This is a genomic window from Kamptonema sp. UHCC 0994 (assembly GCF_029167235.1).
In the GTDB taxonomy this organism is placed as follows: domain Bacteria; phylum Cyanobacteriota; class Cyanobacteriia; order Cyanobacteriales; family Microcoleaceae; genus Kamptonema.
Genome location: NZ_JARFTR010000040.1, coordinates 1 through 18,635, shown reverse-complemented (window position 1 = coordinate 18,635; position 18,635 = coordinate 1). Strand labels below are relative to the sequence as shown.

Below are 18,635 nucleotides of genomic sequence, written 5' to 3'. Positions count from 1 at the left end.
GTAACGCCGCCCTCTGGGCGGTTAAGATACCGCCCAGAGGGCGGCGTTACGGATAGTATTGTGTAAGTCATGTTTCTAATTAAATGAGGCTAATAGCTCTCCAGCCGCCTCTACATCCAACGGCTTAGAAAAAAAGAATCCCTGGCCGTATTCACACCCTAATTCCCTTAATTTATTTAACTGTTCTTGCGTTTCTATTCCCTCAGCAACCACGTCTAAACCCAAGGAGTGTGCCAAGGAAATAATCGTCTTCACAATATCAGAATCCTTGCTATCTCCAACCATCCCGCTAATAAACTCCCTGTCAATTTTTAGAGTATCAATTGGCAGATGATGCAGATAGGATAGAGAAGAATAACCCGTGCCAAAATCATCAATAGAAAATTGTATTTGCTTCCCTTTCAACTCTGCTAATAACTGACCCGCTGCTCCCGCATTCTCCATAAACATACTCTCAGTAATCTCCAACTTCAAAGATTCGCCACTTAAAGAAAAGTGTTCCAACAACTCCTCAATCAATACTACTAAATCAGGACTAGAAAGTTGAATACCAGACAAATTAACACTCATACTCAAAGGTCTGACATTCGGAAACTGTTCTAGCCACATCTTCAAACACCCCATCGCTTCCGATAGCACCCATGCTCCCAAAGGTAAAATTAATCCCGTTTCTTCAGCAATAGGAATAAACTCCGTTGGAGACACCATTCCCCTAACTTGATGCCGCCACCTTACTAAGGCTTCAAACCCAACAATTTGTTCATTAACTAATGAGAAAATCGGCTGATAATTCAAATGCAATTGCTCGTTAAAAACTGCTCGCTGCAAATCAGCTTCCAATTGGAGGCGAGAAATTGCACCCGCACGCATTCCTGCATTAAATATCGCCGTGCTACCTTTACCCTGCAACACCGCACAGTGCATCGCTGTATCTGCTGCTCTCAATAAATCTTCTGGTTCAAGAGGGTCTAAACTGCTATGAACAATGCCAATACTCACTGTTGAAGATACTGCCACTTCCTCCAAAACAAATGGCATTTCTAAAGCGCGATGGATACCGCTAGCGATGCTACTTACCTGTTGGCTGTCAGAAATATCTTTCAATAATATGGCAAATTCATCACTGCCCACGCGAGCGATTATCGCCGTTGGTAGCATACAACTTTCTAACCGCAGAGCTGCCTGTTTCAACAATTCCTCTCCCACCCCATGTCCCAAAGTAAATTTAACCACTTGATAGCGATCTAAATTCAAAAATAACACGGCAAAGCGACTACTAAGCCGCTGTTCGCTAATGCACATCTCTATCTGTTCAATAAACCCATTTCGGTTTAGTAAACCTGTAAGAGCATCATAAAACGCCTGATATCGTAGTTGTTCTTGAGCAACTTGAAGCTGCCGTTGATTCTCTCGAACTTCTCGGACAAACCCCAGAGTTTTATTAATTGTAATCTCTAAATCATTAAAGTCAATCGGTTTTGTCAAAAAATCAAAAGCTCCGCGATTCATCGCAGTTCTAATGTTTTTTAATTCGTCGTAAGCTGACACGACAACGGCTTTGAGAGTCGGGTCAATTTTTTTGATTTTATCTAACAGCGTCAAACCGTCCATCTCCGGCATCCGAATGTCCGTTAAGATTAAATCGACATCTGGGGAAACTTCTAGCAGAGAGATGGCTTCACAGCCATTAGTAACAAAGATAAATTCTAATTCTTTCGCCTTAATCTGTTTGCGAAATCTCTGTTTAATTAAACGTTCTAGACTAAGTTCGTCATCAACAACTAAAATAATTTTTGCTGTTTTAAAAGATGGCATAGTTAACCACCCCCAGAATTGCTTTCTATTGGAATTTCTATGATAAATTCGCTCCCCTTTTCTGGCTTAGAAATACAATCAATTCTGCCACCATGTTTTTCTACCACAATTGACCAGGAAATAGATAGCCCCAATCCTGTACCCGCCCCGACTGATTTTGTGGTGAAGAATGGGCTGAAAATGTTCTCTCTTACTGATTCTGGCATTCCCGGCCCATTGTCAGAAATGCGGATTACAGCTCGATTGGAGGGTAATCTCAATTCCTCCATTCTATTGTCATCATTTACTATCTCTGATTCCCCATCTACTACTTCAGTTTTAATAGTAATTACTTTGGAGGTAGCTTTAATTTCTTCATAAGTGTAACCTTGAGTGGCTTCTTCTATTGCATCAATAGCATTAGCAATAATATTCATAAATACCTGATTTAGTTGTCCAGGGTAACATTCTACTAGAGGTAACTCTCCGTAGTCTTTAATGACTTTAATCTCAGGTCGATATTTGTTACCTTTCAGCCGATGCGTCAAAATCAGCAGGGTACTCTCAATACCTTCTTGAATATTGAAAGGAACTTTTTGGACGGTATCGCTTCGGGAGAAAGTTCTTAAAGATGTGCTAATATTGCGGATGCGTTCTGTTCCTTGTTTCATTGATGCGACAAGTTTAGGCAAGTCTTCAATGACGAAATCCAACTCAACTTTCTCTATTTGCTGCTGAAGAACTTCGCTAGGGTTTGGTAGTTCGGCTTGATAAAGTTGTAAAATATTCAACAATTCTTCGATATAGATTTCTATGTGGTCGAGATTGCCCGCAATAAAGCCAACTGGATTATTGATTTCATGAGCAACTCCCGCTACTAATTGCCCAATAGAAACCATCTTTTCACTTTGAATTAATTGAGATTGTGCCTGATGTAGTTCCTTGAGGTTTTGTTTCATTTTTTGGACATACTCCAAGGTTCTGTTAATAGTAATTTCTAAATCATCAAAATCTATAGGTTTAGTTAAAAAATCAAAAGCGCCCCGATTCATTGCCGTCCTAATATTTTGCAAGTCACCGTAAGCAGAAACTACCACTGTTTTTAGAGTTAGATTCACGTCAAGTTCGGAGAGCTTTTCTAACAAAGTTAGCCCGTCCATTTCTGGCATATTAATGTCAGTTAAAATAATAGCTATGGGGGATTCTGCTGCTAATTTTTCTAAGGCTTCTTTACCATTGTGAGCAAAAATAAACTCTAATTTATTATCGCGGATACTTTTGCGAAAGCGCTGTTTAATTAACCGCTCTAAGCTCACTTCATCATCTACTACTAAGATTTTATATGTCATCTTTTTACCTACTACACACGCACTTATTTTTTGGTTCTGTTGGCATTGAATCGGTGATAAAAGCGGGGATTTGGCTTTTTTTGAGATTTGAATTAAATTGTAATTGACAACTCAATCCTGACAAATTAATTCTCTTCTTGTCCAATCGCTTATCTTCCATTGCTCAACTGTTTCGGCAAGCTTATGATGAATTCTGTCCCCCTTCCTAGTTCAGTTTCTAGTTGGATGCTGCCTCGGTGTTGTCCTACAATTATATCGTGTGTCAGCGATAGCCCTAAACCTGTACCTTCTCCAGCCGCTTTGGTTGTAAAGAAGGGATTAAAGATTTTATCTTGAAGTTCTGACTCGATCCCGATACCGTTATCAGCAATGCTGATTTCTACAGTATCGCCGCGATTTTGCGTCTTTACAGAGATGGTAGGGGTAAATGAATCGCCAAGTTGTTGCTTCTTAGTATGCACGGCGTAGCAAGCATTGTCAATCAAATTGATGAAAGCGCGGCTGAGATCGGAAGCTATTAATTCTAATTGACCGATGGTTCTATCATAATTGGTTTCTATTGTTAAGTTGAACCGATTATCTTTTGCCCGCCTACTATGGTAAGCTAAATCAACTGCTTGAGCGAGAAGTTCGTTCAAGTCTATAAGTTGGTAATGACCGCTCTCTGTACGAGCGTGCATCATCATACTTTTAATAATATTTTCTGCTCTTTTCCCGTGCAGATTAATGTCAGTGGCATTGCCTTTTAGTTCTTCTAATATGTATTTAATATTGTCAAGAGTTTCTGGCTCTATTTTCTCTGAATTGTTTTCTATTTCTTCTGTCAATTCCTCAGTTAATTGTACGCTGGATTCGGCAAAGTTATTGACAAAGTTAAGGGGATTTCTGAGTTCGTGAGCAACACCAGCGGTCAGAGCTCCTAAAGAAGCGAGTTTTTCTTTGGCGACAATCTGCTTTTGAGCAGCTTTAAGTTCAGCGGTTCTTTCTTCGACTTTGGTTTCTAGGGTGTGGGAATATTCTGCTAATTGCTGGTTGGCAACTTCTAATTGCTGGTTGCTTTGCTCTAGGTTGCTATACAAAAAGGCATTTTCTAAGGAAATAGCTGCTTGGAGGCAGAGGATATTTAAGACTTCTGTACGCTCTTTTGTAAAGGCTCCGATTGTGATGTTATTTTCTAGATAAATGATGCCAATTAGTTTGCCTTGATTGAGAATGGGCGAACATAATACTGATTGAGGCTGCTGCTGTTGAATGTAAGGGTCAGCAGCAAATCTTGAGTCATTAGCAGTGCTATTTAAAACGAGGTTTTGTCTGCTCCTGAGTACATAGTTGACAACTGAAATAGGAACTAATTCATTAGTTAAAGGTCTTTGCTGTACAGTTACTAATTCTGGGCTGAGAGCGCTGACTTCTATTGTCAGTTGATTGTTTTCCTGCAAGATTAAATAGCCTTTTTGAGCTCCGGCATTTTCTATTAAAATTGTCATTAGTTTGCTGAGTAAGCCTTCTAAGGCAAATTCGCCGGAGAGTGCTTGTGCGGCTTTGATAACGCTAGCGAAGTCTAATACTGCTGAACCTCTCGAACTGGAGTTGGTTGACCGGGTTGAGGTAGTTACTCTAGTTGCTTCTAAGTCTGATACCTCTGGGTTTGACGTGCGGAAAATTAGCTGAGGGTAGCGTTCGTCTAAGTCTTTGACTTTAGCTGTTGCTCCCCAGCGGATGTAACCGTAGTAGGCTTCTGTCATGTAGGTTTTGGCTATTTTTTCTCTGCCGGCGGCGAGATAAAATTCGGCGGCGAGTTCGTTGGCTAATGCTTCTTCTTGGATGTAGCCGTTGTTTTTGGCTCCAATAATTGCTCGGTCATAATAGTCCTGAGCTTTGAGGATATCGCCCGAAATTCGCGCTCTTTCTGCTTCAACGAGTTCGTATTTATGCTTGTAGTTGGCGGGGGCATGGTGTGCCCACTGCTGCATTTTTTGCTGGTTCTCTTCTACTTGGAGTAGATATTGTTTTTGTTTGGTAGGTTCGACTTGGGAATAGTGAGCGAGGAGAGATAGGGAATAATAAAAGTTATAAACGGCCAGAGTCATCAAGCCTATCCCGCTTGCAATTTGTTCTAGTACTAGCAAAGCATTGTCAATAGCTTGAGAAAAATCTTTGAATAAATAGCAGAGAATTGTTTTATTAATATATACAACAAAAAGAGTTCCACTATTTTTTGTTGCTTGCAAATAGGGTAGCATAGCTGTCTCGTCAAAACTTTCACCAATCAACAGAATTTTATTTAGCGCTAGCCCTTGTAAATTTAACGTAAATTGATGAAAGTTTTGTATATATTTAGTTACGAATTCTTGCTTTAATTTTTTCATTAAACCAATATATGCCAGTTGCTCATTTGCCACTAATTCTAATGGCTTTCCAGCCCAAAGTATGTGAACTGAATAGTGAAGAGCACAAATACCAGCATATTCCATATCTCCAGTCTCTAATCCACTGTGAAATCCCTCTATTAACGGTGCTAGAGTTTCCACAGTATGCTCTTTCCAGTGTCGAATTAAACCGTTAAAAGGAGCATAAACTTTACTTTTGAGTTCTCTAGCATTAAATTGCTCTAATAATCTTAAAGATAGTTGACCAGCATAATATCCAGCATCTAATTCGCCCATTACTCCAGATAAAATCATGCCATAATCAACATAGGCAATCGCAGCTACAGCCGAATGACCTTCTTCAATACAAAGAGGAAGCATAGTGAAAACTATCTGCACAAAAGCTTGGGGATTAGCAATCACAGCAGCAGCACTAATATTCATCAAAATTTGCATAGCCGCCAGCTTATAAGGATCGGTCATTATAGGGAAATTTTCTAAATCTTCAAGTCGAGGCAAATTGAATTTTTCAGTGCTATCACTGCCAGGGAGAGGAGATAATTGTACGCCCAATAATTCCACGACTCTTGTTCCTGTTTCAATTGCTTTTAGCATCTGATTTTGTGCAATAGCAAACTGGATTTCTAGCTCATACACCTTCACCTTATCCAGTAAATTTTTAGCTTTTTGCAAAACAATTTTTACCAAGTTTTCTGCTCGATCAAAATTAGTATTTAAATATTCTGCTTCCGCCGCTTCCACATGAAGTTTAAGGGTCAATTCATAGTGACTATACCAGCTATTTTCTGGCAACAATTCCAACCCTACTGTTAAATATTTAACAGCCGCATCAATTGCTGTAGATGTTTTCGCCTTCTTACCAGCTCTCAAATTCAGATTAGCTAGCTCCTCTTTTTCCGAAGATTCCGTAATGAATTCTCTACCGATATTAAGCTGATTAACTATATCAAAAATTGTTTCTTCTAAGGCATAATTTGCTGTCTGATATAACAGCAATTGACCGATTTTTAAATGCGTAGCTTTTTTTTGTTCTTCAGGAATTAGGGAATAGGCTGCTTGCTGTACTCGGTCATGGAGAAATTTATAGCCAACTCTAAACTCTTCAAGGGGTGTTGTATCTTGTTCAGAGGGGTCAAGCTGTAACGGTATTTTATAGTCATTACTTAAAGGTAACAATAAACCTAATTGCAATGCTTCCCAGAGATTATCTGCTATGCCAAACTGAGATTTTTCGCTGACTATTGCTAAGACATCTAAGTAAAAAGAGTTACCAATACAAGCAGCTAACTTTAACGCTTCTTGAGTAGCTTCTGGGAGTTTTTGCAAGTTTCTGGCAACCAGTTGAACAACGTTGTAATCGGTAATACCGATTGCTTGTATTTCCTCTAAGTTCCACAGCCACCGCCCTTGCTTGAAGTCAAATTGTAATAGTTTTTCTGCATACAGAGTTTGCAGTAATTGGTTCATAAAGAAGGGATTTCCCTGAGTCTTATTGAAAATGAGGCGGCTGAGTTCTTGGGAGCGTTCAGAATCTTTTAGGGTATCAGCGAGGATTAAATTAACTATATTAAGCGTTAAAGGTTGGAGGACAATATTATTAACTATTGCCCCAGTTTTTTGTATTTCCTCCAGGGTTGATATCAAGGCATGAGTACGACTGACTTCGTTATCTCGATAGGCTCCAATTAGTAATAAATAATTGCTATCATCGTCAGTCATTAGTAGTTGAATCAACTTCAAAGAAGCTAAATCTGCCCACTGCAAATCATCAAGGAATAGAACAAGAGGGTGCGTTTTTTTGGTAAAGACACTGATGAATTTTTTAAAGACTAAATTGAAGCGGTTTTGAGAGGCGGTAGGTTCAAGTTCCGGGACTTTTGGCTGACTACCAATAATCAATTCCACTTCTGGAATTACATCAATGATGACTTGAGCGTTAACCCCTAATGCTTCTAAAAATTCTGATTTCCAAATGGCTATTTGTTCAGTAGTTTCTGTTAACTGCTGGCGGATTAGTTCTGAGAAAGCTTGAATAATCGCTGCATAGGGAATGTTACGCTTGAATTGGTCAAATTTCCCAGTAGTAAAGTAGCCCCGTTGTCGGACTATGGGTTTGTGGACTTCCTGAACAACGCTGGTTTTGCCAATGCCGGAGTAACCGGAAACTAGCATTATTTCAACTTGACTTAGCCCGGTTTGGGGGTTGCTAACTCGTTCAAATGCTTCTAGCAATGCTGCAACTTCTGATTCCCGCCCGTAGAGTTTTTGCGGAATGAGAAATTGTCCCGATTTATCTTTTTCTCCTGGGGTGAAGTTACGAATGCGCCCAGTAGCTTGCAACTGGTTTAAGCATTCTTCTAAGTCTACTTTCAATCCTTGGGCGCTTTGATAGCGATCTTCCGCATTTTTTGCCATTAATTTCATCACAATAGCACTGATTGTGTGAGGAACTTCGGGGTTGATTTGCTGAATGGGAGTCGGAGTTTTCGCTATGTGGCAATAGACTAATTCCAATGGTTCAAAACTGGTAAATGGAACTTGACCCGTTAGCATTTCATAGCAGGTGATGCCGAGGGAATAGAAATCGGTGCGGTAGTCGAGAGTGCGGTTCATTCTCCCAGTTTGTTCGGGAGACATATAGGCAAGAGTGCCTTCAAGTTCGTTGGGGTTATTGATAGTTGGGGTTTCTCGGCTAAGGCGAGTGGCGATGCTAAAATCGATGAGTTTAAGTTGCTTGGTAGTGGCGTTAATGATGATATTACTTGGTTTAATGTCTTTGTGAATGATGCTGTGTTGATGGAGTTCAGTAAGACCAATTGCAAGTTGCAAAGCGATGTTAAGAAATTCTTTAAGGGTTGGTTTTTTGGCTGCTAAAAGTTGCTTTAGAGATGTTCCTCCTAAGTCTTCCATGATGAGGGCGTAGCTGTTACCTGCATTTTCTAGACTGTAGGTGTTTACAATGCCTTGTAAGTTTAAATTTTGAGTGATTTTATATTCGTGTCTGAGGCGAGTAATATCTTCTATACTAGGGAACTCGGCAGTTAGGGTTTTGATAATGATTTGGGTGCGGTCTTTTTCGCGGGTTCCTCGGTAGATGGCGTTCTTTATTCCCACTTGGACTGACTGGGTGATTTGATAACCGGGAAGGTCGAACATATTGGAATCTCCTGTACCGAGAGAAGCAAGTTGTCGATTCAGTATATCTAATTTTTCGACCAAGTAGGAATGGGGTAGAAATTTTGGCGTTGCTGATTTACGGTATAAACGGCTAAATATGCAAATCCTCAAAACTATTGTCCACAAATATTCTGGGTTTTTGTATGGTTCCTTTTCGTACCTTGATTAAGCAACGCCGAAAATTGTTATATCTTCCACCATTAGCACAAACCCCCCAGGGGTTTTAACCCCTATCTATCTACTTACGTAAATATACTGAATTTATAAAGATTCTATAAAGTAGCTGCCAAATAGCTTGACTTTGCTTTGAAGCTCATATAATGTAGTTTGTGACCTGTATCACACAGAGATTGTTAACTCTGTCACCTCTTGTAATGTCTTCTGTCACAATATCTAAGGCAACGAGCAAAAATTCTCAATGCTTATCCTCGCCATCTGAAGAAAAACCGCTTCGCAAACAACTTTCGGTCAGTCACGGAGAACCTCTGACGCTAGCCCCTACTTCTCCCACTAATCTTACCCAAGCTTTGCAACGGGCGGCAATTCATTTTCCTAATCAAGGCATTGTCTATATTGAGTCTGACGGTAAAGAGAGCGTTCAGTTATATCCAGACTTACTAGAGGAAGCCCAGCAGATTGTTGGGGGATTGAGAAAACTCGGACTAAAGCCGCAAGATAAGATCATTTTCCAGTTCGATCGCAATCAGGACTTCATCGCTGCCTTTTGGGGATGCGTTTTAGGGGGGTTCGTTCCCGTACCGATCGCGATCGCTCCCACCTACTCCGAATCGAATGGCGCAGTCAAAAAGCTGCACCATGCTTGGCAGATGTTAGAACATCCAACAATTCTAACTAATGAAAAATTAGCTCCCTCAATTCTTGCTCTGTCGCAGTCTTGGGAAGTCGAAAGCATTCAAGTTGAAACTATTGAAGAGTTGCGAACCGCTACCCCTGACAAACGCGCTGAAAATAGTAATCCCGACGATTTAGCTCTATTGCTGCTCACTTCTGGAAGCACGGGAGTACCCAAAGGGGTAATGCAAAGCCATCGCACTTTACTCAGCCGCTCTGCTAGTACCTCCCAGATAAATAACTTTAACAATAAAGATATCTCACTGAATTGGATGCCTCTCGACCACGTTGGTGGTCTAGTCATGTTTCACATTCGAGATGTTTACTTGGGTTGCAAACAAATCCACGTTGTCAAAGAAGCTATCTTGCAAAACCCGCTCCTTTGGCTAGACTTGATCGATAGCTTTAAAGCAACAATTACTTGGGCTCCAAATTTCGCCTATGCGTTGATTAATAACCAGGCTCACAAGATTCAATCGCAACATTGGAATTTATCTTCAATGCGGTTTATTTTAAACGCAGGTGAGGCAATTGTTGCTAAAACAGCAAGACGTTTTTTAGAGTTACTTTGCCCCCAAGGACTGCCAGCTAATGCGATGCGTCCGGCGTGGGGAATGTCAGAAACTTCTTCAGCCATTACTTTCTCAAACAACTTTTCATTAGACTCAACAGCGGATCATGATGCCTTTGTAGAAGTAGGATCTCCTATTCTCGGTATTTCCATTCGCATTGTTGATAGCAATGACCAAGTAGTTGAGCAAGAAACGATTGGACGCTTACAGGTTAAAGGAGTTTCCGTTACCTCTGGTTACTATCAGAATCAAGAACTAAATCGAGCAGTTTTTACCGAGGATGGATGGTTTAATACGGGAGATTTGGGATTTCTCAAAGGTGATAATCTAACTATTACAGGTCGCGCCAAGGACACAATTATAGTCAATGGTCTCAACTACTACAGCCATGAAATTGAAGCAGTAGTTGAAGAAGTTGAGGGAGTAGAAGTCTCCTATACTGCCGCCTGTGCCGTCCGAACTCCTGATAGCAACAGCGATAATTTAGCAATCTTTTTTCATACACATATTTCCGAACCAAACCGCTTGGCGTTACTACTCAAGGATATTCGAGCTAGTATTGTTAAAAAAATTGGTCTGAATCCAGATTATCTGATTCCAGTTGAGAAAGAAACGATTCCTAAAACAGAAATTGGGAAGATTCAGCGATCTCAATTGAGCCAAAGCTTTATAGCTGGAGAGTTTGATAGCATTCTCAAACAGTTGGACATTAACACTAGCAACAGTAACACATTACCAGACTGGTTTTATTGCCCGATTTGGCGACCAAAAGTAGCGATTCCCGTAACAACTCAGTCAATAACAGGCGCAACCCTAATATTCCTTGATTCGATAGGATTAGGAACTTACTTGAATGTAGAACTAGAAAATCGCAATAGTCCCTGCATCAAGGTTAAAATTGGTGATGAATTCAACAAGTTTGATACCAATCATTATCAAATTAACCCCAAACACGCCGAACACTATTTGCAACTACTGGCATCACTCTTAGAAGATAACATCACAATTGTTCGGATTCTGCATTTGTGGACATATCAAGTATATTTAGGAGAGATTACCAACTTAGAAGCACTAGAAGAATCCCTCGACCTTGGGGTTTATAGTTTACTATTCCTCACCCAATCACTGACCAAGCTTAAAGGTGCGAACCATTCAGTACAATTACAAGTAATTTCTAGCTATTCACAGCCAACTTCACCCGATGACAAAATTGCATCGGAGAAAGCTCCAATTTTAGGACTGGTCAAAACAATTGCCCAGGAAATCGTTGGTTTGAAATGTCGGCATATCGATCTCCCTGTAGATTCAGTTGCAGTGAATGCGCCTTATATTCTCACGGAAATTCAGACAGATAGCAGCGATTCAGAAGTGGCATATCGCAACGGACAGCGTTTAATTCCCCGCTTAGAAAAAGTTGACTTGACCATAGCTGAAAAGCAAAAACTTCCCTTCCAAGCTGGCGGAATGTATCTGCTGACTGGAGGATTAGGAGGAATTGGTGTTGAGATTGCTAAGTATTTACTCGAAAATTATCAAGCTCGGTTGTTATTAGTCGGTAGAACTCAATTGCCTCCTAGAAATACATGGGAGACTCGCATCAAACAGGCAGATGTTATTGCTCAAAAGATTAAGGCTTACCTAGCATTAGAGCAACTTGGGGGAGAGATTATCTACGAAGCTGTTGATATCTGCGATTCTGCTCAGTTGCAACAGGTTGTTAACCAAGCTCAGTCTCTCTGGCAATGCGAATTACAAGGAGTGATTCACTCAGCAGGAATTTATCAAGAAAGTTTACTGGTCAAGGAAACCAAAGATAGTTTTGCCAAAACACTGCATCCCAAAGTTTTTGGTACTTGGGTTTTGCATCAACTCATAGTCAAACATCCCAATCCTCTTTTCATTAGTTTCTCTTCGGTGAGTAGCTTTTTTGGAGGGGCTATGGTAGGTGCTTATAGTGCAGCCAACCATTTCCTAGACTGCTTTGCTCACTATCAAAAATACCAGTGTTCAATACAGAGCTATTGCTTTAATTGGAGTACATGGAATGAGGTAGGAATGAGTCAAGGTTATCGAGGAAAAGATGCACTCCACGCCAGAGGTTACAAATCCATGTCAGCAAAAGAAGGCTTGCATTCTTTCCTAACAGGGTTATATACTGATCGAGCAAACCTCTTAATTGGGTTGGATGGCAGTAAAAGCTTTATTCAACAACATACAGAGGTAAATGAAGCCGGAAAACACCCTTTTAGTCTTGAATGGGAAAGTCCTAAAGCGCAGCGAAAAAAAGTCGCTGCCACCGCCAACACAGAAGTAGAAAAAATAATTGCTTCTATTTGGAAACAAGTGTTAAATATAGATGATATCGATCTCCATGATAGCTTCTTCGATCTAGGTGGAAACTCCTTACTTGTAGCTCAGGTGACTGGGAAATTACAGGAAGTTTTACATCGAGATATTTCGATGAGCGAAATGTTTCAGTACCCCACCATTAGCTCGATCGCAAAACATTTAGACAATCCAGAAAAACAAATCTCTATTAATCAGTTGCGTCAGAGCAAAAGTCCAACTGATAAACGTCGAGAACTCATTCAGAGACAGCAGCAAATTCTGTCTAGAAAGTCACGAAATCTAGTCTAAATCCATATCAATTTGTCAACAATATAACAATTAATCAGGAGTCCATTAGAATGGAAGCAATTGAAAACGTGGGTGTCGGTAATGAACTAGATATTGCCGTTATTGGGATGTCTGGTCGCTTCCCTGGAGCAAAAAATATTGATGAATTTTGGCAGAATCTACAAGATGGCGTGGAATCTCTTTCCTTTTTCTCAGAAGCAGAATTGGAAGCTGCTGGTGTCGATGCTGCGACTGCAAGCAATCCGAATTATGTGAAAGTAGCTCCTGTTCTAGATGATGTTGATTTGTTTGATGCTTCCTTCTTTGGCTATAGTCCGAAAGAAGCGGAAATGTTAGATCCTCAAAATCGCTTGTTCATGGAGTCTGCTTGGGAAGCTCTGGAAACTTCTGGCTATAATCCTAAAAATTATTCAGGTTCGATTGGCGTTTATGCCAGTCAATCTCTGAGTACATACCTGTTAAGAAATGTTTATCCAAACCTTGATTTTCGCAGTTCGATTCTCTCATCAAGAAATGTCCAAGCTTTGATTGCCAATGAGAGAGACTTCTTACCAACAAGAGTTTCTTACAAATTCAACTTAAAAGGGCCAAGTCTCAACGTTCAAACAGCTTGTTCGAGTTCATTAGTAGCGATTCACTTAGCTCGTCAGAGCTTATTAATGGGTGAATGCGATATTGCTTTAGTCGGTGGAGTTTCCATCTATCTTCCCCAAAATGCAGGCTATTTGTATGAAGAGGGAATGATGCACTCTCCCGACGGACATTGCCGAGCTTTTGATGCCAAATCTAAAGGAACAGTTTTTAGTGGCGGTGTCGGTGTTGTCATTCTCAAGCTACTCGCTAATGCTATTGCTGATGGAGATTGTATTCATGCAGTAGTTAAAGGTTCAGCAATTAATAATGATGGTGGTTTTAAAATCGGCTATACAGCGCCTAGTTCTCAAGGTCAGGCAGAGGCAATTGCCGAAGCAATTCTTAATTCAGGAGTAGATGCTGAAACTATTACTTATGTAGAAGCTCATGGTACAGGAACTCTCCAAGGCGACCCGATTGAAGTTACAGGATTAACTAAAGCTTTCTCACACTATACCGAAAAGAAAGGCTTCTGCGCCATTGGTTCCGTGAAGCCAAATATTGGACATACTGATGTAGCAGCAGGAGTTACCAGCTTCATTAAAACTGCGTTAATGTTGAAACATAAACTGTTAGTTCCCACTATCAACTTTGAAGAACCAAATCCCCAAATAGATTTTGCCAATAGTCCCTTCTACGTCAACACAAAACAGCAACCTTGGATAACTGAAAATGGCATTCCTCGCCGCGCCGGAGTCAGCGCTTTTGGCATTGGCGGAACTAATGCTCATGTCATCTTAGAAGAACCACCAGAAGTAGCCCCCGTACCATCAGAAACCGAACGCCCCTTACATTTATTATGCCTCTCAGCCAAAAATGAAAAAGCTTTAAATGAATTGGCAGCTCGATATGAAACTCACCTCGAATTGTCACCAAATCAGCCCTTAGCAGATATTTGTTTCACTGCCAATGCAGGACGTTCGCACCATAATTATCGCATCGGAATTGTAGCTGATTCCGCACAAGATTTACGCGAACAATTAGCAGATTTTTCCGCAGGTGAAGACTTTAGCGAAGTTATTACCAAATGTTCCACTAACAACCCACCTAAAATTGCCTTCCTATTTACAGGTCAAGGTTCCCAATACATCGGCATGGGGCGCGAACTTTACAACGCTCAACCGACATTCCGCCAAACTCTCGATCGCTGCGATCGATTGCTACAACCCTATTTAGAAGTGCCTCTCCTAGATGTTCTTTACCCAGAAAAGGGCGTATATTCTCCTCTCAATGAAACAGCTTATACCCAGCCAGCTTTGTTTGCTTTCGAGTATGCTTTAGCTCAATTATGGCTATCTTGGGGTATCAAGCCAGATGCAGTTATCGGTCACAGTTTAGGCGAATACGTAGCCGCCTGTATAGCCGGAGTTTTCAGCTTAGAAGATGCCATAAAGCTAGTTGCAGAACGCGGTCGGCTAATGCAAGCACTACCTCCAAATGGCGAGATGGTAGCAATTTTAGCAAATGCAGAGTTAGTAAAAGCCGCCATCGCACCCTACCAGCCCAATGTGGTAATTTCAGCTATCAACAGCCCAGAAGAAACAGTTATTTCTGGAACTTCTGAAGCCATTTCTGCGGTACTTTCAGACCTCCAACCTCAAAAACTGTGGACGCATAAGCTCACAGTCTCCCACGCCTTCCACTCGCCTTTAATGGCACCCATTCTAGATGATTTTAGGCAAATTGTAGCTCAAATCACCTATGCAGAACCACAAATCGAGCTAATTTCAACAGTAACAGGAGAAAGCGCCCAAATCACTGAAATCGGATGCGCTGAATATTGGTGCAATCAAATCCTGCAACCAGTCAATTTTGAAAGTGGAATTAATGCACTTTCAGCTTTACAAATTGATATCTTCCTTGAAATTGGAGCGCACTCTCCATTAATCCAAATGGGACGCAGATGCCTCCCAGAAAAAACAGGAGTTTGGTTGTCTTCACTTCACAAAGAACGCTCCAACTGGCAGCAATTACTTGCGAGTTTAAAAGTATTATACGTTCATGGAGCCGATGTTGATTGGGCGGCATTTGACCAAGACTATTCCCGTCGCCGAGTGCTACTTCCTACTTACCCATTCCAGCGCCAAAGATATTGGATTGAGCCAGCAGCAAGAGTAATAGTCAGCGAACAGCAGACCTCACTTGCAGCAGTTGACTCTATCTTTGAAGAAGCAGATATGGCGCTATCTACGGCGGGATTAAATTTCCAGAAAGTGACTTGGCGTGACAGAATATTAACTGCCAAAAATAGCGATCGCCCCTCTTTATTAGAGTCTTATCTTTGTCAGCAAGTAGTCCGGGGATTGGGAGTGAAACGATCTGAAGTCTGCCTCGAAGCGTCTTTAAGGGAGTTAGGCTTTGATTCTTTAATGGTCGTTGAACTCAAAAATCGGATTGAGAAAGATTTGGAAATCAGCTTGCTAGTAAAAGAACTAATTGCAGGGCCTTCTATCACTCAACTAGCCCTAAAAATGAACTCTCAACTAACGCCAGCAATAGAAGAATTATTACCAACACTTGAGATTGCAGCTTTGACAGTTCCTCAAAATACTAATTTGAGTTGGATTAATAAATCTGAGTTTTCTACCTCTGCAAAAATCCGCTTATTTTGCTTTCCCTACGCTGGTGGTGGTGCTTCAACCTACCGCAGTTGGGAGTCACAGTTGCCACCAGAAATAGAAGTCTGTCCAATACAGCTTCCTGGCCGCGAAAACCGCATTAGCGAAGCGCCTGTTACTCAATTTACAGAGTTGGTTGAAGTTTTGGCAGATGTCCTGAAACCAATGCTCGACAAACCTTTTGCCTTCTACGGACATAGCATGGGTGGGCTGCTAGCTTTTGAGGTAGCAAAGTCCCTTCGCGATCGGTTTGGCTTGTTGCCAATTCACTTGTTTATTGGAGCAACTATTGCTCCCCAATTACCTAATCCTTTCCCAGCTCTCGATTTGACTTCTCATCTGAATTTGACCAGATTTCTCCGCAGTTTAGGAACATCATCTAAAGTGCTGCAAAACACTGAACTGATGGAGGCGCTGTTACCGACTATGCAGGCAGATTTTCTTGCTCTTGAAAGCTATATCTACAAGGATAATGCCCCACTAGATTGTCCGATTTCGGCTTTTACGGGAAGTAAAGATCGTTTTGTTAGTCAAGAAGATATGGCAGCATGGAACACACAGACTTTAGGTGGTTTTCACCTTGAATCCGTTGCGGGTTCTCACTTATTTTTAGAGAGCGATCGCGAACAGGTTGTACAAACTATTTCCCGCAAACTAGCACCTAATAATGTTCCGCAGCACCAAGTCTCTTCTTTTAGCCGCTCATTAATATCGTCTGGGGCTAATTCTCATAAATAAATAGGTACGTAGTTCCGCTTTAGCGCTCTTTCTGTACGCGAAAGAGCGCTAAAGCGCAACTACATACCTTAGAGAAAACAAAGAGAATAAAAAGAGCGATTGTATCGAATTTTAGATCGTCTAACAACTAACAACAAAGGAAAAATCATGGATGCAACTTCTTTTCCCATCAGCCAAGAGCGTGTAATCAAAGGACAAGCTGTTTATACGGAAGATATTTTGTCTGAATATGACAAAATCGTGGGAATTTCTGCTCGTTTTTTGTGGAAATGTTCTTATTCTAGGCTACTCAATTTCTACAACAAAAATATTTCTGCTTGCCACTTAGATGTTGGAGTTGGATCGGGATATTATTTGGATAAGTGCCGCTTTCCTTCTAAGCAGCCAAAGATTAGTTTGTTGGATCTAAATGCTAATAGTTTAGACTTTACCTCAAAGCGAATTGCACGCTACAAACCGTCTTGCTATCAAGCATCGGTTCTGGAACCATTGCCGCTTGAACCAAATCAGTTTGATTCTATAGGAATTAACTACTTACTTCACTGTCTGCCTGGAACGCTTGCGACTAAAACCGTAGCCTTTGAATACCTCAAACCTTTGATGAAAGATGGTGCAATTTTATTTGGTTCTACTGTTCTCGGCGCGGGAGTTAAGCACAATTATTTAGGGAGAATAGTGATGCACATCTACAACAACACTGGTGTTTTCACTAATTGGCAGGATAACGTTGAAGATTTAAAAGAGGCGCTAGCATCGAATTTTTCAAGTTATTCAGTTCAAGTTGTTGGTTGTACTGCACTGTTTACGGCAAGAAAGTAATAAGTTTTTGTCGGGCAAAGCATTGTTTTATTTTCGTAAATACAGCATATTCCATATATATGTGGTACACACAATTTCATCGATCTAAGTAGTTAGTTGACTAAGAGTTCTGCTACTGTACTTCATTCACCTGGAATATGCTGTAATTCATACTTTTAACTTTAATCCGCAACATACCTCCAACCTTGCGGCTCATATTCCCGCTGAATTCTTACCATCCAATTGCCTTGAGGAATTGAAATAGGATTGTGTTCTTCGTGACTCAACAAAGCTGTCGATGAAAGCACTCGCAAATAGAGAGTTCCATCTTTTTCATAAAGCTCAGCCTTTCCGTCAATAATGCGATGAGAATGTCCTGTCACTTCGCCTTCTGCAAGTGTGAGGTGAGGTTTTTTTTGCCCCTCAGTTTTCTGTACTGGCGTTAAAATTACGTCGCCTTGTCGGATGGGTTGCATAGGTTTTCCTATAGATTTTGCTTTCTTTTTGCGGTAGGACTTGAGGTGAACTCTATTCAGTCACCATAAATACTACAGAAATGTGCGATTCGTTTTACCTAAAGTAAGCTGAAAAGCTTACGGGACGGTAAACCCAGTTGATGAAACTGGTGATACAGCACTTCCGGATGTTATGAGGTACACTAGAGCAATACTACAGACTATTTTCAGGGGCGATCGCGCTAACGGTACGTAGCCCTAGCTTCAAACCTATGAGCTTATGTACCGGTCCGAAGTATTGAGAGAATCAACTAAAAAATAATATACCATGAAAGCATATTCAGTAGATTTGCGAAAAAAAATAGTAGCAGCACATCACGAGCAGAAGCTGTCGATCCGAGCAACAGCAGCAATATTTTCTGTGAGTAAAAGCTTAGTTCAAAAGCTTGTTAAACAACAAAAAATAGAGGGAAATTTACAGCCCAAACCCAGAGGAAAACCGGCTCTTTCGTACCTACTATGCTAAAATATTAGGAAAATGCCAGCTAATCAAAGCTCTAATTTCAAAATTGTTAAAGTTTCTAAATCCAAATCCACAACGCTTTAACAATTTTAATTTGTT

8 protein-coding genes are annotated in these 18,635 nt (G+C 40.8%); 4 read left to right on the top strand and 4 right to left on the bottom strand.

Translation table 11 applies throughout. The features are described from left to right. Positions 1–75 precede the first annotated feature (75 nt). The 3 genes from PY364_RS03620 to PY364_RS03610 form a co-directional block, all read right to left on the bottom strand. Entirely contained in the window at positions 76–1,815 is a 1,740-nt protein-coding gene (locus tag PY364_RS03620; protein ID WP_275520681.1) for an EAL domain-containing response regulator, read from the bottom strand. Between the two features lie 2 nt (positions 1,816–1,817). Then, the gene (locus tag PY364_RS03615) at positions 1,818–3,143 is read right to left on the bottom strand and encodes a response regulator (RefSeq protein ID WP_275520679.1); all 1,326 of its coding nucleotides are present in this window, start codon (positions 3,141–3,143) and stop codon (positions 1,818–1,820) included. Between the two features lie 149 nt (positions 3,144–3,292). Further along, a complete protein-coding gene (locus tag PY364_RS03610; RefSeq protein ID WP_275520677.1) occupies positions 3,293–8,689 on the bottom strand; it encodes an ATP-binding sensor histidine kinase in 5,397 nt (1,798 codons plus the stop codon). A gap of 395 nt (positions 8,690–9,084) precedes the next feature. On the opposite strand from PY364_RS03610, the gene PY364_RS03605 reads away from it, so the two are divergent. From PY364_RS03605 to PY364_RS03595, 3 genes are all read left to right on the top strand, one after another. Continuing rightward, the gene (locus tag PY364_RS03605) at positions 9,085–12,771 is read left to right on the top strand and encodes an SDR family NAD(P)-dependent oxidoreductase (RefSeq protein ID WP_275520675.1); all 3,687 of its coding nucleotides are present in this window, start codon (positions 9,085–9,087) and stop codon (positions 12,769–12,771) included. 50 nt (positions 12,772–12,821) lie between these two features. Continuing rightward, complete coding sequence (locus PY364_RS03600; RefSeq protein WP_275520673.1) at positions 12,822–16,760, top strand: alpha/beta fold hydrolase; 3,939 nt, start codon at positions 12,822–12,824, stop codon at positions 16,758–16,760. Positions 16,761–16,907: 147 nt separating this feature from the next. Continuing rightward, positions 16,908–17,579 (top strand): class I SAM-dependent methyltransferase, encoded by a 672-nt coding sequence (locus tag PY364_RS03595; protein ID WP_275520671.1) that lies wholly within the window; start codon positions 16,908–16,910, stop codon positions 17,577–17,579. A gap of 161 nt (positions 17,580–17,740) precedes the next feature. On the opposite strand, the gene PY364_RS03590 is transcribed toward PY364_RS03595, so the two are convergent. Further along, positions 17,741–18,034 carry a hypothetical protein gene (locus tag PY364_RS03590; RefSeq protein ID WP_275520669.1) on the bottom strand — a complete coding sequence of 98 codons (294 nt, stop codon included), beginning with the start codon at positions 18,032–18,034 and terminating at the stop codon, positions 17,741–17,743. Between the two features lie 307 nt (positions 18,035–18,341). On the opposite strand from PY364_RS03590, the gene PY364_RS03585 reads away from it, so the two are divergent. Further along, on the top strand, positions 18,342–18,539 hold the full coding sequence (locus PY364_RS03585; RefSeq protein ID WP_275520667.1) for a helix-turn-helix domain-containing protein: 198 nt from the start codon (positions 18,342–18,344) through the stop codon (positions 18,537–18,539). Positions 18,540–18,635: the final 96 nt, after the last annotated feature.